Source organism: Streptomyces sp. NBC_00704, from assembly GCF_036226605.1.
Lineage (GTDB): Bacteria > Actinomycetota > Actinomycetes > Streptomycetales > Streptomycetaceae > Streptomyces.
In genome coordinates this window covers 6,154,097-6,168,333 of sequence record NZ_CP109000.1, presented here as the reverse complement: position 1 = coordinate 6,168,333, position 14,237 = coordinate 6,154,097, and the positions used below count along the sequence as shown (strand labels likewise).

Annotated in this window: 12 protein-coding genes and 1 riboswitch; of the genes, 5 read left to right on the top strand and 7 right to left on the bottom strand. The window is 73.0% G+C overall.

What is annotated here, in order from left to right:
• Positions 1 to 33 precede the first annotated feature (33 nt).
• The 3 genes from OG802_RS26825 (at position 34) to sepH (ending at position 4,071) form a co-directional block, all read left to right on the top strand.
• Positions 34 to 1,272, top strand: a complete 1,239-nt coding sequence (locus OG802_RS26825) for an MFS transporter (protein ID WP_329414421.1) — start codon at positions 34 to 36, stop codon at positions 1,270 to 1,272.
• Entirely contained in the window at positions 1,232 to 2,551 is a 1,320-nt protein-coding gene (locus OG802_RS26820; RefSeq protein WP_329414419.1) for a D-arabinono-1,4-lactone oxidase, read from the top strand. The genes OG802_RS26825 and OG802_RS26820 overlap by 41 nt, the downstream gene beginning before the upstream one ends.
• Before the next feature lie 485 nt (positions 2,552 to 3,036).
• Positions 3,037 to 4,071: a septation protein SepH gene (sepH, locus tag OG802_RS26815; protein ID WP_329414418.1), complete on the top strand. Its 1,035-nt coding sequence runs from the start codon at positions 3,037 to 3,039 to the stop codon at positions 4,069 to 4,071.
• A gap of 175 nt (positions 4,072 to 4,246) precedes the next feature.
• On the opposite strand, the gene OG802_RS26810 is transcribed toward sepH, so the two are convergent.
• The gene (locus OG802_RS26810) at positions 4,247 to 5,098 is read right to left on the bottom strand and encodes a sulfurtransferase (RefSeq protein WP_329414416.1); all 852 of its coding nucleotides are present in this window, start codon (positions 5,096 to 5,098) and stop codon (positions 4,247 to 4,249) included.
• Between the two features lie 220 nt (positions 5,099 to 5,318).
• Here OG802_RS26810 and OG802_RS26805 point away from each other — a divergent pair, with 220 nt between their 5' ends.
• A complete protein-coding gene (locus OG802_RS26805; RefSeq protein ID WP_329414414.1) occupies positions 5,319 to 6,122 on the top strand; it encodes a VOC family protein in 804 nt (267 codons plus the stop codon).
• A gap of 126 nt (positions 6,123 to 6,248) precedes the next feature.
• Here the strand turns inward: OG802_RS26805 and OG802_RS26800 are convergent, their stop codons facing one another.
• The 4 genes from OG802_RS26800 to OG802_RS26785 form a co-directional block, all read right to left on the bottom strand.
• The gene (locus tag OG802_RS26800; protein ID WP_329414413.1) at positions 6,249 to 6,896 is read right to left on the bottom strand and encodes a thymidine kinase; all 648 of its coding nucleotides are present in this window, start codon (positions 6,894 to 6,896) and stop codon (positions 6,249 to 6,251) included.
• Between the two features lie 59 nt (positions 6,897 to 6,955).
• Positions 6,956 to 8,149, bottom strand: a complete 1,194-nt coding sequence (locus tag OG802_RS26795; protein WP_329414410.1) for an alkaline phosphatase family protein — start codon at positions 8,147 to 8,149, stop codon at positions 6,956 to 6,958.
• Positions 8,149 to 8,745: a DUF5998 family protein gene (locus OG802_RS26790; RefSeq protein ID WP_329417415.1), complete on the bottom strand. Its 597-nt coding sequence runs from the start codon at positions 8,743 to 8,745 to the stop codon at positions 8,149 to 8,151. The genes OG802_RS26795 and OG802_RS26790 overlap by 1 nt, the downstream gene beginning before the upstream one ends.
• Positions 8,746 to 8,892: 147 nt before the next feature.
• Positions 8,893 to 11,706 (bottom strand): bifunctional acetate--CoA ligase family protein/GNAT family N-acetyltransferase, encoded by a 2,814-nt coding sequence (locus tag OG802_RS26785; protein WP_329414409.1) that lies wholly within the window; start codon positions 11,704 to 11,706, stop codon positions 8,893 to 8,895.
• Between the two features lie 176 nt (positions 11,707 to 11,882).
• Here OG802_RS26785 and OG802_RS26780 point away from each other — a divergent pair, with 176 nt between their 5' ends.
• Positions 11,883 to 12,164: an HPr family phosphocarrier protein gene (locus OG802_RS26780; RefSeq protein WP_007385204.1), complete on the top strand. Its 282-nt coding sequence runs from the start codon at positions 11,883 to 11,885 to the stop codon at positions 12,162 to 12,164.
• A gap of 143 nt (positions 12,165 to 12,307) precedes the next feature.
• Here OG802_RS26780 and OG802_RS26775 read toward each other — a convergent pair whose 3' ends face one another.
• Positions 12,308 to 13,003, bottom strand: coding sequence for a GntR family transcriptional regulator (locus OG802_RS26775; protein ID WP_329414407.1), 696 nt, complete (start codon positions 13,001 to 13,003; stop codon positions 12,308 to 12,310).
• A gap of 188 nt (positions 13,004 to 13,191) precedes the next feature.
• Positions 13,192 to 13,935: a M23 family metallopeptidase gene (locus OG802_RS26770; RefSeq protein WP_329414405.1), complete on the bottom strand. Its 744-nt coding sequence runs from the start codon at positions 13,933 to 13,935 to the stop codon at positions 13,192 to 13,194.
• A 14-nt stretch (positions 13,936 to 13,949) separates the two neighbouring features.
• Positions 13,950 to 14,116: riboswitch (cyclic di-AMP (ydaO/yuaA leader) on the bottom strand.
• Positions 14,117 to 14,237 lie beyond the last annotated feature (121 nt).

Sequence of the window (14,237 nt, the reverse complement as noted above, 5' to 3'; positions counted from 1 at the left end):
CCCGCGCGCGTGACCGGACCACCGGAGATCCCTGTGCCCAGCCCGTACCGCGCCCTGTTCGCAGCCCCCGGCTCCAAGGGCTTCTCCGCCGCGGGGTTCCTCGGCCGGATGCCGCTGTCGATGATGGGCATCGGCGTGGTCACGATGGTCTCCCAGCTCACGGGCCGTTACGGGCTCGCCGGCGCCCTGTCGGCCACGATCGCGCTGGCGGCCGCGGTCCTCGGGCCGCAGATCTCGCGCATGGTGGATCTGCACGGGCAGCGCCGGGTGCTGCGACCGGCGACGCTGGTCGCCCTCGTGGCCTCGGCCGGGCTGCTGCTGGCCGCGCACTTCGAGTGGCCGGACTGGGTGCTGTTCGTGTGCGCCGTCGGGATCGGCGCCGTGCCCAGCCTCGGGGCGATGGTCCGGGCCCGCTGGGCGGCCGTGTACCGGGGCACTCCGAAGCTGCACACCGCGTACTCCTTCGAGTCCGTGGTGGACGAAATGTGCTTCATCTTCGGGCCGATCATCTCCATCGGCCTGTCCACGGTGTGGTTCCCGGAGGCCGGGCCCCTGCTGGCGGCCTGCTTCCTCGCGGTCGGCGTCTTCTGGCTGACCGCCCAGCGGGCCACCGAGCCCGCGCCCCATCCGCGCGAGCAGCGCGACCGGGGCTCCGCCCTGCGCTCGCCGGGTCTGCAGGTCCTGGTGTCCACCTTCGTGGCGACCGGAGCGATCTTCGGAGCGGTCGACGTGGTCACCGTGGCCTTCGCCGACGAGCGCGGCCACAAGGGTGCCGCGAGCGTCGTCCTGGCGCTGTACGCGGCCGGTTCCTGTCTGGCGGGCATCGTGTTCGGCCTGCTGCGGCTGAAGGGGTCGCCGGAGCGTCGCTGGCTGCTGGGCGTGTTCATGATGGGCGTGAGTATGATCCCCCTCCTACTGGTCGGAAACTTGCCGTTCCTGGCCGTGGCGCTTTTCGTAGCGGGCCTGGCCATCGCTCCCACGATGATCACCACCATGTCCCTCATCGAAGAGCACGTACCGCGCGCGCAACTGACCGAGGGCATGACCTGGATTAGCACCGGGCTCGCGGTCGGGGTCGCGCTCGGCTCCTCCGTAGCCGGCTGGGTCATCGACGCGGCCGGGGCGCGGGCCGGGTACGGGGTTCCGGCGGTGTCCGGGGCCGTCGCGGTCGCGGTCGGTTTCCTGGGCTACCGTCGGCTGAGCAGGCCGGCTCCGGGTCGGGGAGGCACCGTTGAGCAGCACAGCGAGCGCGAAGAACGGCACGTGGCGTAACTGGGGCGGCAACGTCGTCGCCCGCCCCGCGCGGGAGGTCATGCCCGCCTCCGTCGACGAGCTGGCCGAGGCGGTCCGCCGGGCCGCCGAGGACGGCCTGAGGGTGAAGGCGGTGGGAACCGGCCACTCCTTCACGTCGATCGCGGCAACTGACGGCGTCTTGATCCGCCCTCAACTGTTGACCGGCATCCGCAAGATCGACCGTGACGACATGACCGTCACGGTCGAGGCCGGGACGCCGCTCAAGAGACTCAACCTGGCCCTGGCGCGCGAGGGGCTGTCGCTCACCAACATGGGCGACATCATGGAACAGACGGTCTCCGGAGCCACCAGCACCGGCACGCACGGCACCGGCCGGGAGTCGGCGTCCATCGCCGCCCAGATCAAGGGGCTCGAACTCGTCACGGCGGACGGCTCGGTGCTCGTCTGCTCCGAGAAGGAGAACCCCGAGGTCTTCGCGGCCGCCCGGATCGGCCTGGGCGCCCTCGGCGTCGTCACCGCCGTCACGTTCGCGGTGGAGCCGGTGTTCCTGCTCACCGCGCGCGAGGAGCCGATGCCCTTCGACAGGGTTCTCGCCGAGTTCGACGAGCTGTGGGCCGAGAACGAGCACTTCGAGTTCTACTGGTTCCCGCACACCGGCAGCACCAACACCAAGCGCAACAACCGCAGCGCCGGCCCCGCGAAGCCGGTGAGCCGGGTCGCGGGCTGGATCGAGGACGAGTTCCTCTCCAACGGCGTCTTCCAGGTGGCCCAGTGGGTCGGGCGGGCGGCGCCCCCGACGATCCCGGCCATCGCCCGGCTCTCCAGCAGGGCCCTGTCGGCGCGCACCTACACCGACATCCCCTACAAGGTGTTCACGTCGCCGCGCCGGGTGCGGTTCGTGGAGATGGAGTACGCGGTGCCGCGCGAGGCGGTGACCGAGACACTGCGCGAACTGAGGACGGCGATCGACCGGTCGGGGCTGCGGATCAGCTTCCCCGTCGAGGTGCGCACCGCGCCCGCCGACGACATCACGCTGTCCACCGCCTCGGGGCGCGAGAGCGCGTACATCGCCGTCCACATGGTCAAGGGCACGGCGTACCAGGGGTACTTCACCACGGCCGAGCGCATCTTCACGGCGCACGAGGGCCGTCCGCACTGGGGGAAGGTGCACACGCGGGATGCCGAGTACTTGGCCGGCGTGTACCCGCGCTTCGAGGAGTTCACGGCGCTGCGGGACCGGCTGGACCCTCATCGCCTCTTCCAGAACGACTACCTGCGCAGGGTCCTGGGCACCTGACGCGACCTCACGGGGCGCGTCTCCGCGCGGCGTCGGCGGCCCCGTGGCGCCGCTCGGACGACGGCGTCCCGGCCCGGCCGGAAATCTTCGGTCCATGGCCCGAAGATCGCGTGAAGTGTGCCACGTCCAAGATCGGGAAGGCGTGTGACAGAGGGCCGGAAGCCCTCTCTTGCGAGAAGTCGGGTGGCGCGCCAATCCACGCACGTGGCCCAAATGGAGTACTGTTGCGAGCCCTGGGCCCGGTCTCCCGCCAGGACGTCCGGGGCCTCGCTGGACCGCCTGGAGGGGACTCGTTGCACAGGGTGACGGTGTTGGTCACTTAGCGTGGCGAATAGGTAACCGTGCCATAACGGCGACGCAGGGCCTGTGCCCGACACGCCGGGCAACTCGGCAAGGTTGTGGCAGGCTGCACCCGGGCAGGCCACACTCGACTAGCGGAAGCAGCGACGCACGTGACGTCGGCAGGCACCACCCGGGAGGTCCCCATGCCCGAACTGCGTGTCGTGGCCGTCTCGAATGACGGCACACGGCTGGTGCTGAAGGCTGCGGACAGCACGGAGTACACGCTTCCGATCGATGAGCGTCTGCGCGCCGCCGTACGCGGCGACCGTCCCCGCCTCGGCCAGATCGAGATCGAGGTGGAGAGCCATCTCCGCCCCCGCGACATCCAGGCGCGTATACGCGCCGGTGCGACAGCGGAAGAAGTCGCGCAGATGGCCGGCATCCCCGTCGACCGTGTGCGCCGTTTCGAGGGCCCCGTACTGGCCGAGCGGGCCTTCATGGCCGAACGCGCCCGCAAGACCCCGGTCCGCCGGCCCGGCGAGAACACCGGTCCGCAGCTCGGCGAAGCCGTCCAGGAACGGCTGTTGATCCGCGGCGCCGAGAAGGACACCGTCCAGTGGGATTCGTGGCGCCGCGACGACGGCACCTGGGAAGTCCTGCTGGTCTACCGGGTCGCGGGCGAGCCGCACTCGGCGAGCTGGACGTACGACCCGCCCCGGCGGCTCGTCCAGGCCGTCGACGACGAGGCCCGTTCGCTGATCGGCGAGTCCGACGACCTGGCCGCGCCGGAGCCCAGCTTTCCGTTCGTGCCGCGTATCGCACGGCTGCCCCGCGACCGCCCGCTGGACCGCACCCTCGACCGGCCCAGCCTGCCGCCCCAGCCGTCCGAGCCGGACGAGGAGAGCGAACGCGAACGCGACTCGCTGACCAGCCTGTTGGAGGCGGTGCCGAGCTTCCGCGGCGACATGGTCGTCCCGGAGCGGCCGACGGCCGAGCCCGTCACGGAGGAGCCCGACGAGCAGGAGGCCGTCGCCGAGGAGCCCCCGGCGCCCGCCGCCTCCGCCGGTTCCGCCTACGCGGACGTCCTCATGCCGCGTTCCGTCGGCAGCCACCGCGACCGTCTCGTCGGCGCCACCGACCGGCAGGCCGAGGCGGACGGCGTCCGCCCGGGGCGCCGGGCCGCGGTGCCGAGCTGGGACGAGATCGTGTTCGGCACCCGGCGCAAGAAGCAGGAGTGAGCCCCCCGCGGCGACAACTCCCCCGGGGCGCACGCCGGTTCGCGTGGCGCCGCGTACAGGTGTGAGGGCCGCACCGGACAAGGTGCGGCCCTTGCGCGTGCCCGGCCCTCCGTCCTCGCCAACCGCCCCTCGTCTGCCCGTACGCGAGGTCACGCGGGACGGATCACCGATCGGTTCATCGCGGGTCCGGGCCCACGGCGACCGGCCGGGACGGGTCCGCGGACCACTCCGACCAGGAGCCGACGTACAGGGCGGCCGGAATGCCCGCCACCGCGAGAGCCAGCACCTCGTGGGCGCCGGAGACGCCCGAGCCGCAGTAGACGCCCACCTCCACGCCGTCCGACGCCCCCAGCGCCTCGAAGCGGTCCCTCAGCTCGTGCGCGGGCAGGAAGCGGCCGTCCGGGGCCACGTTGTCGTTGGTGGGCGCGGACACCGCGCCCGGGATGTGCCCGCCGACCCGGTCGATCGGCTCGACCTCGCCCCGGTACCGCTCCCCCGCGCGCGCGTCGAACAACACGCCGGAACGGGCGAGGCCCGCCGCGCCGTCCGCGTCGAGCAGCCCCGTGGCGCCCGGCGCCGGCTCGAAGTCGCCCTCCCCGCGCGTGGGGACGTCGACCGACAGAGCGCCCTGCCACGCCGGCAGCCCGCCGTCGAGGACTCGCACGTCCGGGTGACCCGTCCACCGCAGCAGCCACCACGCGCGGGCCGCCGCCCAGCCCTGCCCGCCGTCGTACACGACCACCGGCGTGCCGGCCGAGACGCCCGCCCGGCGCATGGCCGCGCCGAACTCGGCGAGATCCGGGAGGGGATGGCGGCCGCGGTCGCCCGCCGGCCCCGCCAGTTCCCTGTCCAGGTCCACGTAGACCGCGCCGGGCACATGTCCCGCCTCGTACGCGGCCCGGCCGTCGAACGGCGGCTCCCCCGCCGCCTTGGCCACGCTGAGCTGCCAGCGGACGTCGAGGATCACGGGCGGATTCGCCCCGGTCAACTCGCCGGCCAGTTCCGATGCGGTGATGATGGCGTTCATGTCCCCCATCCTCGCGTACGGGGTGGCCCCGCCGCTCATGTCCGGCTACTCTGCTCCGCCGGACACGCGCGATCACGACGCGTGCGGGAACGGACACGTGCCGTACAGGCGATCCACCTACGACGACAAGCGCGCGTGAACCGGTGAGAAACCCCCGATCAGGCATCCTCCGAAGGCTGAAGCGACGCGGCCGCCACGAGTGGCCGAGGAGAGAGTGACGATGACCGAGGCAGGTGGGCCGGTCGGCCCGACCGGCACAGCACACGCACGCTACGCGCCCGGTACACCCTGCTGGGTGAGCCTGATGGCACATGGGTTGACGGCGACTCAGGCGTTCTACGGTGAGCTGTTCGGTTGGGAGTTCCAACCCGGTCCGCAGCAGCTCGGCCCCTATGTGCGGGCCATGCTGGACGGCCGCGAGGTGGCCGGCATCGGACAGCTGGCCCCGGACCGTCACCTCCCCGTCGCCTGGACGCCCTACTTCGCCTCGGACGACGTGGACTCCACCGCCGAAACGGTCCGCCTGTGCGGGGGCACGATCGGCGTCGGCCCGCTGGAGGCCGCCGAAGCCGGGCGGCTGGCGATCGGCTCCGACACCTCCGGCGCCGTCTTCGGCGTCTGGCAGGCAGGCGCCCACGTGGGCACCGAGATCACCGGCGTTCCCGGCACGCCCGTCTGGTACGAGCTGACGACCTACGAGACGGCCGGCGTCCGCAAGTTCTACGCGACGGTGTTCGGCTACGAGGAGCAGCCGACGCCGGCGGCCGACTTCGATCACGTGACCCTGCGCGTCGGCGGCCGTCCGGTGGCCGGCGTCCACGGGGTGGGCGCGGCGCTGGCCCGGGATCTGGGGCCGCACTGGACGACGTACTTCGAGGTGGCGGACGTGGACGCGGCGCTCACGCTCGTCGCCGGCCTCGGCGGGCGCGTCCTGGAACCGGCGCACGACAGCGCGCACGGGCGCGTGGCGGCCGTGGCCGACCCCGAGGGCGCCCACTTCTCCCTGATCCAGGACGCGCGCTGAGCATCCGCCCCGGCCCGCCGCCGAGCCGGGGCGGGGCCGGGGCTGGGGCCGTCGTCCGGATCGGGCCGGACCGAAGCGCGGAGCCTCGTCACCGACGCGACGCAGGGGCGGCGGGCCCGGCAGGCTCTAGACCTGCTGGACCGGCAGCACGTCGGGCGACAGGGCCGCCGCCCGCGCCGACGACGCCGTCATCCGGCGCCGGTGGTGACGTCGGCACAGGACCTCGTAGCCGATCGTGTCCGCCTGGTCGACGTCGCCGACGACGACCTGCGCGCCCTCGACGACCATGACGCCGCCCACGGTGCGGGCGTTGTGCGTGGCGCGGGCGCCGCACCAGCACAGCGCCTCGACCTGTAGCACCTCGACGCGGTCGGCGAGTTCGACGAGCCGCTGGGAGCCGGGGAACAGCTTGGAACGGAAGTCGGTGGTGATGCCGAAGGCGTAGACGTCCAAGCCGAGATCGTCGACCACGCGCGCGAGCTGGTCGATCTGCTCCTCGGCCAGGAACTGCGCCTCGTCGGCGATCACGTAGTCGGCGCGGCCGCCCTGCGAGAGGTGTTCCACCAGGTAGGCGTAGAGGTCCTGGCCGTCCTCGACCTCGACCGCGTCGGTGACCAGGCCCAGGCGGGAGGACAGCTTGCCCTGGCCCGCGCGGTCGTCACGGGTGAAGATCATGCCCTCCAGGCCGCGCGCGGAGCGGTTGTGCTCTATCTGGAGAGCCAGCGTCGACTTCCCGCAGTCCATGGTTCCGGAGAAGAACACCAGCTCGGGCATGGGGAGTCGAGCGCCTTTCGGTCAGGGAGAGGGAACTGCGGGGCGAGGCCGTTGCGGCTTCAGGAGCGTACTTCGAGCAGCGGGACGAACTGCTCGGCAGGGGTCATGGAGCCGTGGTTGCCGACCATGGCCGACTCCTTGGGCTCCCGCTCCGAGGCGACGATCAGGACGTCGTCCCGGGCGGCCGCGATCACGTCGCCGAGGCGGGCGTACACCCGCTCGTCGACCTGCGGACCGAACCAGCCCGCGGCGATGGCCTCGTCCCGCGAGGCGACCCAGAACTGCTCGCCGAGCACCTCGCGCCAGCAGGTCAGCACGTCGTCCGCGGCGCCCGGCACGGCGTAGACATGGCGGGCGCGGCCCTCGCCGCCCAGCAGGGCGACGCCGGCGCGCAGCTCCCAGTCGGCGTCGAAGTCGATGCGGTGCTCGTCGTCGAAGGGCACGTCGACCATGCCGTGGTCGGCGGTGACGTAGAGCGCGCTGCGCGGCGGGAGCTGTTCGGCGAGACGCTGGACGAGGCGGTCGACGTACATGAGCTGGCCGCGCCATGTGTCGGAGGCGACGCCGTAGCGGTGTCCCGCGCCGTCCAGTTCGGCGTAGTAGGTGTAGACGAGGGAGCGGTCGCCGGCGGCGAGTTGTTCGGCGGCGAGGTCCATGCGCTCCTCGCCGGTGAGCCGTCCGTGGAACGTTCCGCCGCTGAGCGCGATCTTGGTGAGCGGGGTGTTCTGGAACGCGGGGGCCGACACCTGCGCGGCGTGCACGCCCGCCCGGTGGGCGAGCTGGAACACGGTCGGGTACGGCTGCCACGCGCCGGGCGCGGTCCACGGCTGCCAGCGGAGCTGGTTCATCAGCTCGCCGGTGTCGGGGTTGCGCACGGTGTAGCCGGGCAGGCCGTGCGCGCCGGGCGGGAGGCCGGTGCCGACGGAGGCGAGGGAGGTCGCGGTGGTCGCCGGGTAGCCGGCGGTGAGGGGGCGGCCGGTGCCGCCGCGCGAGCTGCCGAGCAGGGCGTACAGGTACGGCGCCTCGTCGCGGTGGGCCCTGATCTGCTCCCAGCCCAGGCCGTCGACGAGGAAGACGCAGTTGCGGTCCGCCGGCGCGAGTTCCGGGATCGCCGCGGTCATGCCGGGCACGGCCATGCCGGCGGCCAGCGTGGGCAGCAGGTCGGCGAGGGAGCCGGAGCCGTACTCGGGTACGGGGGCGGAGGCCACGGCGAGCGGCTCGGGGTAGTCCCAGGAGGGGGCGGACCGCTCCATCAGCGGGTGACGTCCGCCGTGGCTTCGGAGAGCGACTGCGCGAAGGCGAGAGCCTGGCGCACCGTCTCCGGGCCGTCCCCGGCCTCGCTCACGCGCAGGCTGAGGTCGTCCGCCGTCGAGCTGCCCGCGTAGCCGTGGTCGGCGTCGCAGTTGGGGTCGCCGCAGGCAGCGGGCTCCAGGTCGATGCGGGAGACGGCGCCCCAGCCGATGGTGAGCACGACCTCGCGGGGCAGTGCGCCCGGCGTGTACGACTCCGGGTTGGCGACCACCCGGCTGAGCACGACCGAGGAGATCCTGCCGAGCTTGACCGACTCCGTGGACGTCGTGGCGTACGGCGTCGGGGAGGTGCTGTCGGCGGCCTGCTCGTCGGTGTGGCTGACGATGAACCGGTTGCCGGTGAGCACCAGCACGGTCACGTGCCGGCGCACCTCGTTCTGGTCGAACGTGGTCTCCTGGTGGACCAGGAACGACCGGATCGGCTCGCCGCCCAGGGCGGCCTCCACCGCCTCGGCCACGAGGGCCGGGTAGTAGCCGCTGCGCTCGATCGCCGCGCGCAGCCCCTGGGTCGTCGTACTGGTCTTGGCCATGCCCTCCATCCTACGGGGACCCACTGACTGCGGGGCACCGCTCGGGCGGGCTCCGGCGGGCTCCGGCGGGCCCGGGGCGTGCGCGGCCGCCCGTTCGGCGTCGCGGCGGCCGGGGGCGCGGACCGCGTCCGGGCGAGTGCCGTGTCGTCGGTCGGCTCAGTACGCCGGCAGGGTCCTCGGGCCGAGGTCGTCGCGCGCGGGCGGGGGCGCGAGGCGGACCGACGCGCCGAGGACGCTGACTCCGTGGGGTGCGACGACGACGGGTTCCAGGGTGACGGCGACGACCTCGGGGTGGTCGTCGACGAGCCGCGAGACGCGCAGCAGGAGCTCTTCCAGGGCCGGGGTGTCGACGGGCGTCGAGCCGCGCCAGCCGAACAGGAGCGGGGCCGTGCGGATGGAGCGGACCAGCGACGTGGCGTCGCGGTCGGTGACGGGGACCAGCCGGTGCGCCATGTCCCCGAGGAGCTGCGAGGCGGCCCCCGCGAGGCCGAAGGACAGCACCGCTCCCGCCGCCGGGTCGATGACCGCGCGCACGACGGTGTCGACGCCGCGCGGGGCCATCGCCTGGACGACCGGGCGGAGTTCCTGCGGCTTGCCGAAGAGTTCGGTCAATTCGGCGTAGGCCCTGCGCAGTTGGTCCTCGTCGGCCAGGTCGAGGCGTACGCCGCCCAGGTCGGCGCGGTGGCGCAGGTGCGGGGCGGTGGCCTTGAGGGCGACGGGGTAGCCGAGGTCGCGCGCGGCCCGCGCGGCCTCGTCGGGGGTGGGGGCGGGGATCGCCCGGCGGGTGCGGACGCCGTAGCGGCCGAGCAGCTCGCAGGTCTCCTCGGCGCCGAGGGTGAGCCCCTGTCCGCGCGCGAGGAGCCCGTCGATCAGCCGGGCGGCGCCCTTCTCGTCGATGTCGTCGTACTCGGGGACCTTGCCGGGGTCGGCCGCCTCGCGTCGCCACTGGGCGTACCTCACCGCCTCGGCGAGGGCGCGGACGGCGCGTTCGGCCGCGGGGTAGGCGGGGATGAGGCGGGCTCCCTCGGGCGCCTCGACGGCGGCCGGCTGGGGCTCGGTGGCGCTCTCGGCCGCCGCACGCGCGCGTGCGGCGCCTTCCGCGCGGGGTGCGGTGCTCGCGGCGGCGGACAGAGCCGCCGCGAGGCCGCCGATTTCGACGTGCACGACGAGGACCGGCTTGGCGGGGGCCGCCGCGGCGGCCGAGCGCAGCGCCTGCGCGAGTTCCGCGTCCCCGGGCGAGCGTTCGCCGATCGCCGGGATCGCCGTCACCACCACGGCGTCGCACGTCTCGTCGGCCAGGGCCCGCGCCAGTGCCGCGTGGAAGTCCTCCGCCGAGGCCTCGGTCGTCAGGTCCGACGGCGGCAGTGGGCGCAGCCCCTCGGAGAGGCACGCGTCGTGGGTGAGCAGCCCGAGGGACTCGGAGTTGCCGAGGATCGCGACCCTCGGGCCCGGCGGCAGCGGCTGGCGGGCCAGCAGCAGGCCGGCGTCGACCAGTTCGGTGATGGTGTCCACGCGGATCACGCCCGCCTGCCGCAACAGCGCCGACACGGTCGCGTGCGGCAGCCGGGTGGCCCGCACGGCGTGGCCCTGCGGGGCCGAACCGGCGCCCTGGACGACGACGAGGGGCTTGGCCGCCGCCGTGCGCCGCGCGAGGCGGGTGAACTTGCGGGGGTTGCCGATGGACTCCAGGTACATGAGGGCGACGTCGGTGTCGGGGTCGTCGTACCAGTACTGCAGGACGTCGTTGCCGGAGACGTCCGCGCGGTTGCCGGAGGAGACGAAGGTGGAGACGCCGGTGACGCCGGTGACGCCTCCGCCGCGCCGGTGCAGGCGGGACAGCAGGGCGATGCCGATGGCGCCCGACTGGGCGAACAGGCCGATCCGCCCGGCCCTGGGCATCTCCGGGGCGAGGGAGGCGTTCAGGCGCACCCGCGGCGAGGTGTTGATGACGCCGAAGGCGTTGGGCCCGATGATCCGCATGCCGTACGCGCGTGCCTGGCGCACGAGCCGGCGCTGGCGCTCGCGGCCGTCGGGGCCGCTCTCGGCGTAGCCGGCGGAGAGGACGACGAGTCCCTGCACCCCGTGCTCGCCGCATTCGGCGACGGCCTCGGGCACGTGCTCGGCGGGGACGGCGACGACCGCGAGGTCGACCGGCTCCGCCACCTCCCGCACCGAGCGGTGGGCGGGCACGCCGTCGACCTCCTCGATGCCGTCCGGGAACGCCTTGTTCACGGCGTACAGGCGGCCCGTGAAGCCGGCCTCGCGGAGGTTGCCGAGGACGCTGCGGCCGACGCCGCCCGGGGCGCGGCCGACGCCGACGACGGCGACGGAGCCCGGCGCCAGCAGCCGTCCCACGGAGTGCGCCTCGGCGCGCTGCTCCCGCGCGCGCTGCACCGCGAGGGAGCGTTCGGTGGGTTCGAGGTCGAACTCCAGGTGGACGACGCCGTCCTCGAAGCTGCGTTTCTGGGTGTAGCCGGCGTCGGTGAACACCTTGATCATCTTGGTGTTGGCGGGGAGCACCTCGGCGGCGAAGCGGCGGATGGCGCGCTCGCGCGCGACGGCGGCGATGTGTTCGAGGAGCGCCGAGGCGACGCCGCGGCCCTGGTGGGCGTCCTGCACGAGGAAGGCGACCTCGGCCTCGTCGGCGGGCGAGGTGGCGGCCATGCCGTCCGGCCCGATGCGGTCGTAGCGCACGGTGGCGATGAACTCGCCGCCCACGGTGGCCGCGAGCCCCACCCGGTCCACGAAGTCGTGGTGCGTGAAGCGGTGGACGTCCTTGGCGGACAGCCGCGGGTAGGGCGCGAAGAAGCGGTAGTACTTCGACTCGTCCGACACCTGCTCGTAGAAGCTGACCAGGCGCTCGGCGTCGTCGGCGGTGATGGGGCGGATGCGTGCGGTGCCGCCGTCGCGCAGCACCACGTCGGCCTCCCAGTGGGCGGGGTACTCGGGCCGGTCCGACGCGCTCTGCATGGGCCCCAGAGTACGGCTCGCGTACGACAACGGCGCGAGGCAGTCTGTGGGGGCGGGCGGCGGATCGAGGCCGCGATCCGGCGACCGCCGCGGGTGAGGCCGAGCCTGGCTCTCCCTCACACGCGCCACGTATGGAACACTGGTCTAGACAACCTGAACCTGAAGGGCAGCATCACATGGCTGAGCGCCGCGTCAACGTCGGCTGGGCCGAGGGCCTCCACGCCCGCCCCGCTTCCATCTTCGTCCGGGCCGCCACGGCCGCAGGCATCCCCGTGACGATCGCCAAGGCCGACGGCAACCCCGTCAACGCGGCCTCCATGCTGGCCGTCCTCGGCCTGGGCGCCCAGGGCGGCGAGGAGATCGTCCTCGCCTCCGACGCCGAGGGCGCGGACGCCGCCCTCGACCGGCTGGCCAAGCTGGTCGCCGAGGGCCTCGAGGAACTCCCCGAGACCGTCTGAGCACGTCGCCTTTTCGGCGAAGGGCCCGTCCGAAATCATCGGGCGGGCCCTTCGCATTTCCCGTTCACGGACGACAATTCCGTTCACGGGCAGGGAAGAACAACCCCCGAGAATTATCCCCCTCTTTGTATACGGCCTCCGCGTTAATTCCGAATTCCCGACGTGTTTACGGGATGTTGCGAGGTCCTCACACGGTCGGCGCGCCCCGGGCCGCCGGGAAAGCGCAGTCGGTGCGCCGGCGTCGACCGCTCGGTGTGCAGCGCCGTGATCGCCCGCGCGCGCTCCCCGTCCCCGCGCGTCACCGCGTCCACGATCGCGCCGTGCTCCGCCCAGGACTCCACCGGATCGGCCGGGGCGTCCACCGTGTACATCCAGGCGATCTTGTGGCGCAGCTGGGTGAGCATCGACGTCAGGGCGGGGCTGCCGCAGGACTGGGCGAGCGTCTCGTGGAACCAGCCGCCCAAGGAGCGCAGGTCGTCGCTGCTGCCCCTCCTGGCCCGCTCCTGGCCCAGCCGGACGAGTCCGCGCAGCACCTTCAGATGGGCCTCGGTGCGCCGTTCCGCGGCCCGGCAGGCGCCGAGCGGCTCCAGCAGCATGCGCATCTCCAGCAGGTCTCCGGCCTCCTGCTCGGTCGGCTCCGCGACGCACGCGCCCGCGTGCCGCCGCGTGACCACGAAGCCCTCGGCCTCCAGCGTGCGCAGCGCCTCGCGGACGGGGACGCGGGAGACCCCGTAGCGGCGGGCGAGGAGTTCCTCGGTGAGGCGGCTGCCGCGCTCGTAGACGCCCGCGACGATGTCGTCCCGGACGGCCGTGCACACCGAGTGCGCCGGAATACGCATGACGGACCTCCGCCTTAATCCCCGTGAAACGCCGACGAGCGGCGCGCTTTCATCGACTCTATTGCAGCGGACGGGAATTTCCGACGGCGGGCCGTAATCCATGAATATTTTTTGGACGGAGCGCCCCGGGAAACGGCAAAGCCCCGGCCGAAGGGCCGGGGCTCGACGATCTGCCGTCGTGCGTCGTGTCAGACGTTCACGCCGTGGTTGCGGAGATAGGCGACCGGGTCCATGTCGGAGCCGTACTCCGGGGTGGTGCGGGCCTCGAAGTGCAGATGCGGGCCGGTGACGTTGCCGGTGTCGCCGGAGAAACCGATGCGCTGCCCCGGGGTGACCTGCTGCCCCACCGACACCTCGATGGACGACAGGTGACCGTACTGGGTGTACGTCCCGTCGTGCATCCGGATGACGACCTGGTTGCCGTAGGCCCCGCCCCAGCCGGCCTCGACCACGGTGCCGGAGCCGACCGCGTGCACGGTCGTGCCGTTGGCGGCGTGGAAGTCGATGCCCGTGTGGCTGCCGGAGGACCACAGCGAGCTGCTGGCCTGGTAGCCGGTGGAGACGTAGGAGCCGGCGATCGGCATCACGAAGGTGTTCAGGCGCTTGCGCTCGGCCTCGCGGGCGGCACGCACGCGTGCCTCGCGCTCCTCCACGGCCTTCTTGGCGGCGGCCTGCCGGGCGGCCTCCTCGAAGGCGGCCCGCTTCTGGACGGCGACCTGGTCGTCGATCTGCTCGACGACGGACTCGCCGGCGGTGACGACGGGGATCAGCCCGGTCTGCTCGGGGGTGGGCTCGGCGGCGAAGGCCGGGGCCGAGGCGACGGTGGCCATCACACCGGTGGTGGTGAGCGCCGCGACGCCCGCCGCGCGGACGGTGGTGCGCTGCATCCGGCTGGGCCGACGATGCTTCCCGGTGGCGCAGGTGAACGCCATGAAGTCAGCGGTGTCCTTTCCTTCCCTCTCGCCTACCGGGTTAGCTGACGGGTTCGGAGCAGGAAGGTCTCCTACGGACCCCCTCGCGTTCGCGCGGGCGTCCGATTCACCCCAGGGACTTCACAAGTGGGTCCCCGGCTCCCCTGGCTCGCGCCATGCGGGGACTCGGCGATGGCTGTCCGGTGCCACGGATGCGGCGCGGTGCCTGACGAACAGCCCGGATGACGCTAAGCGGCGCGGGTTTCAATCCTCAAACGAATCACGGGTTTTGTAGCGCATCCCACAGCACAGACCGGCGACTC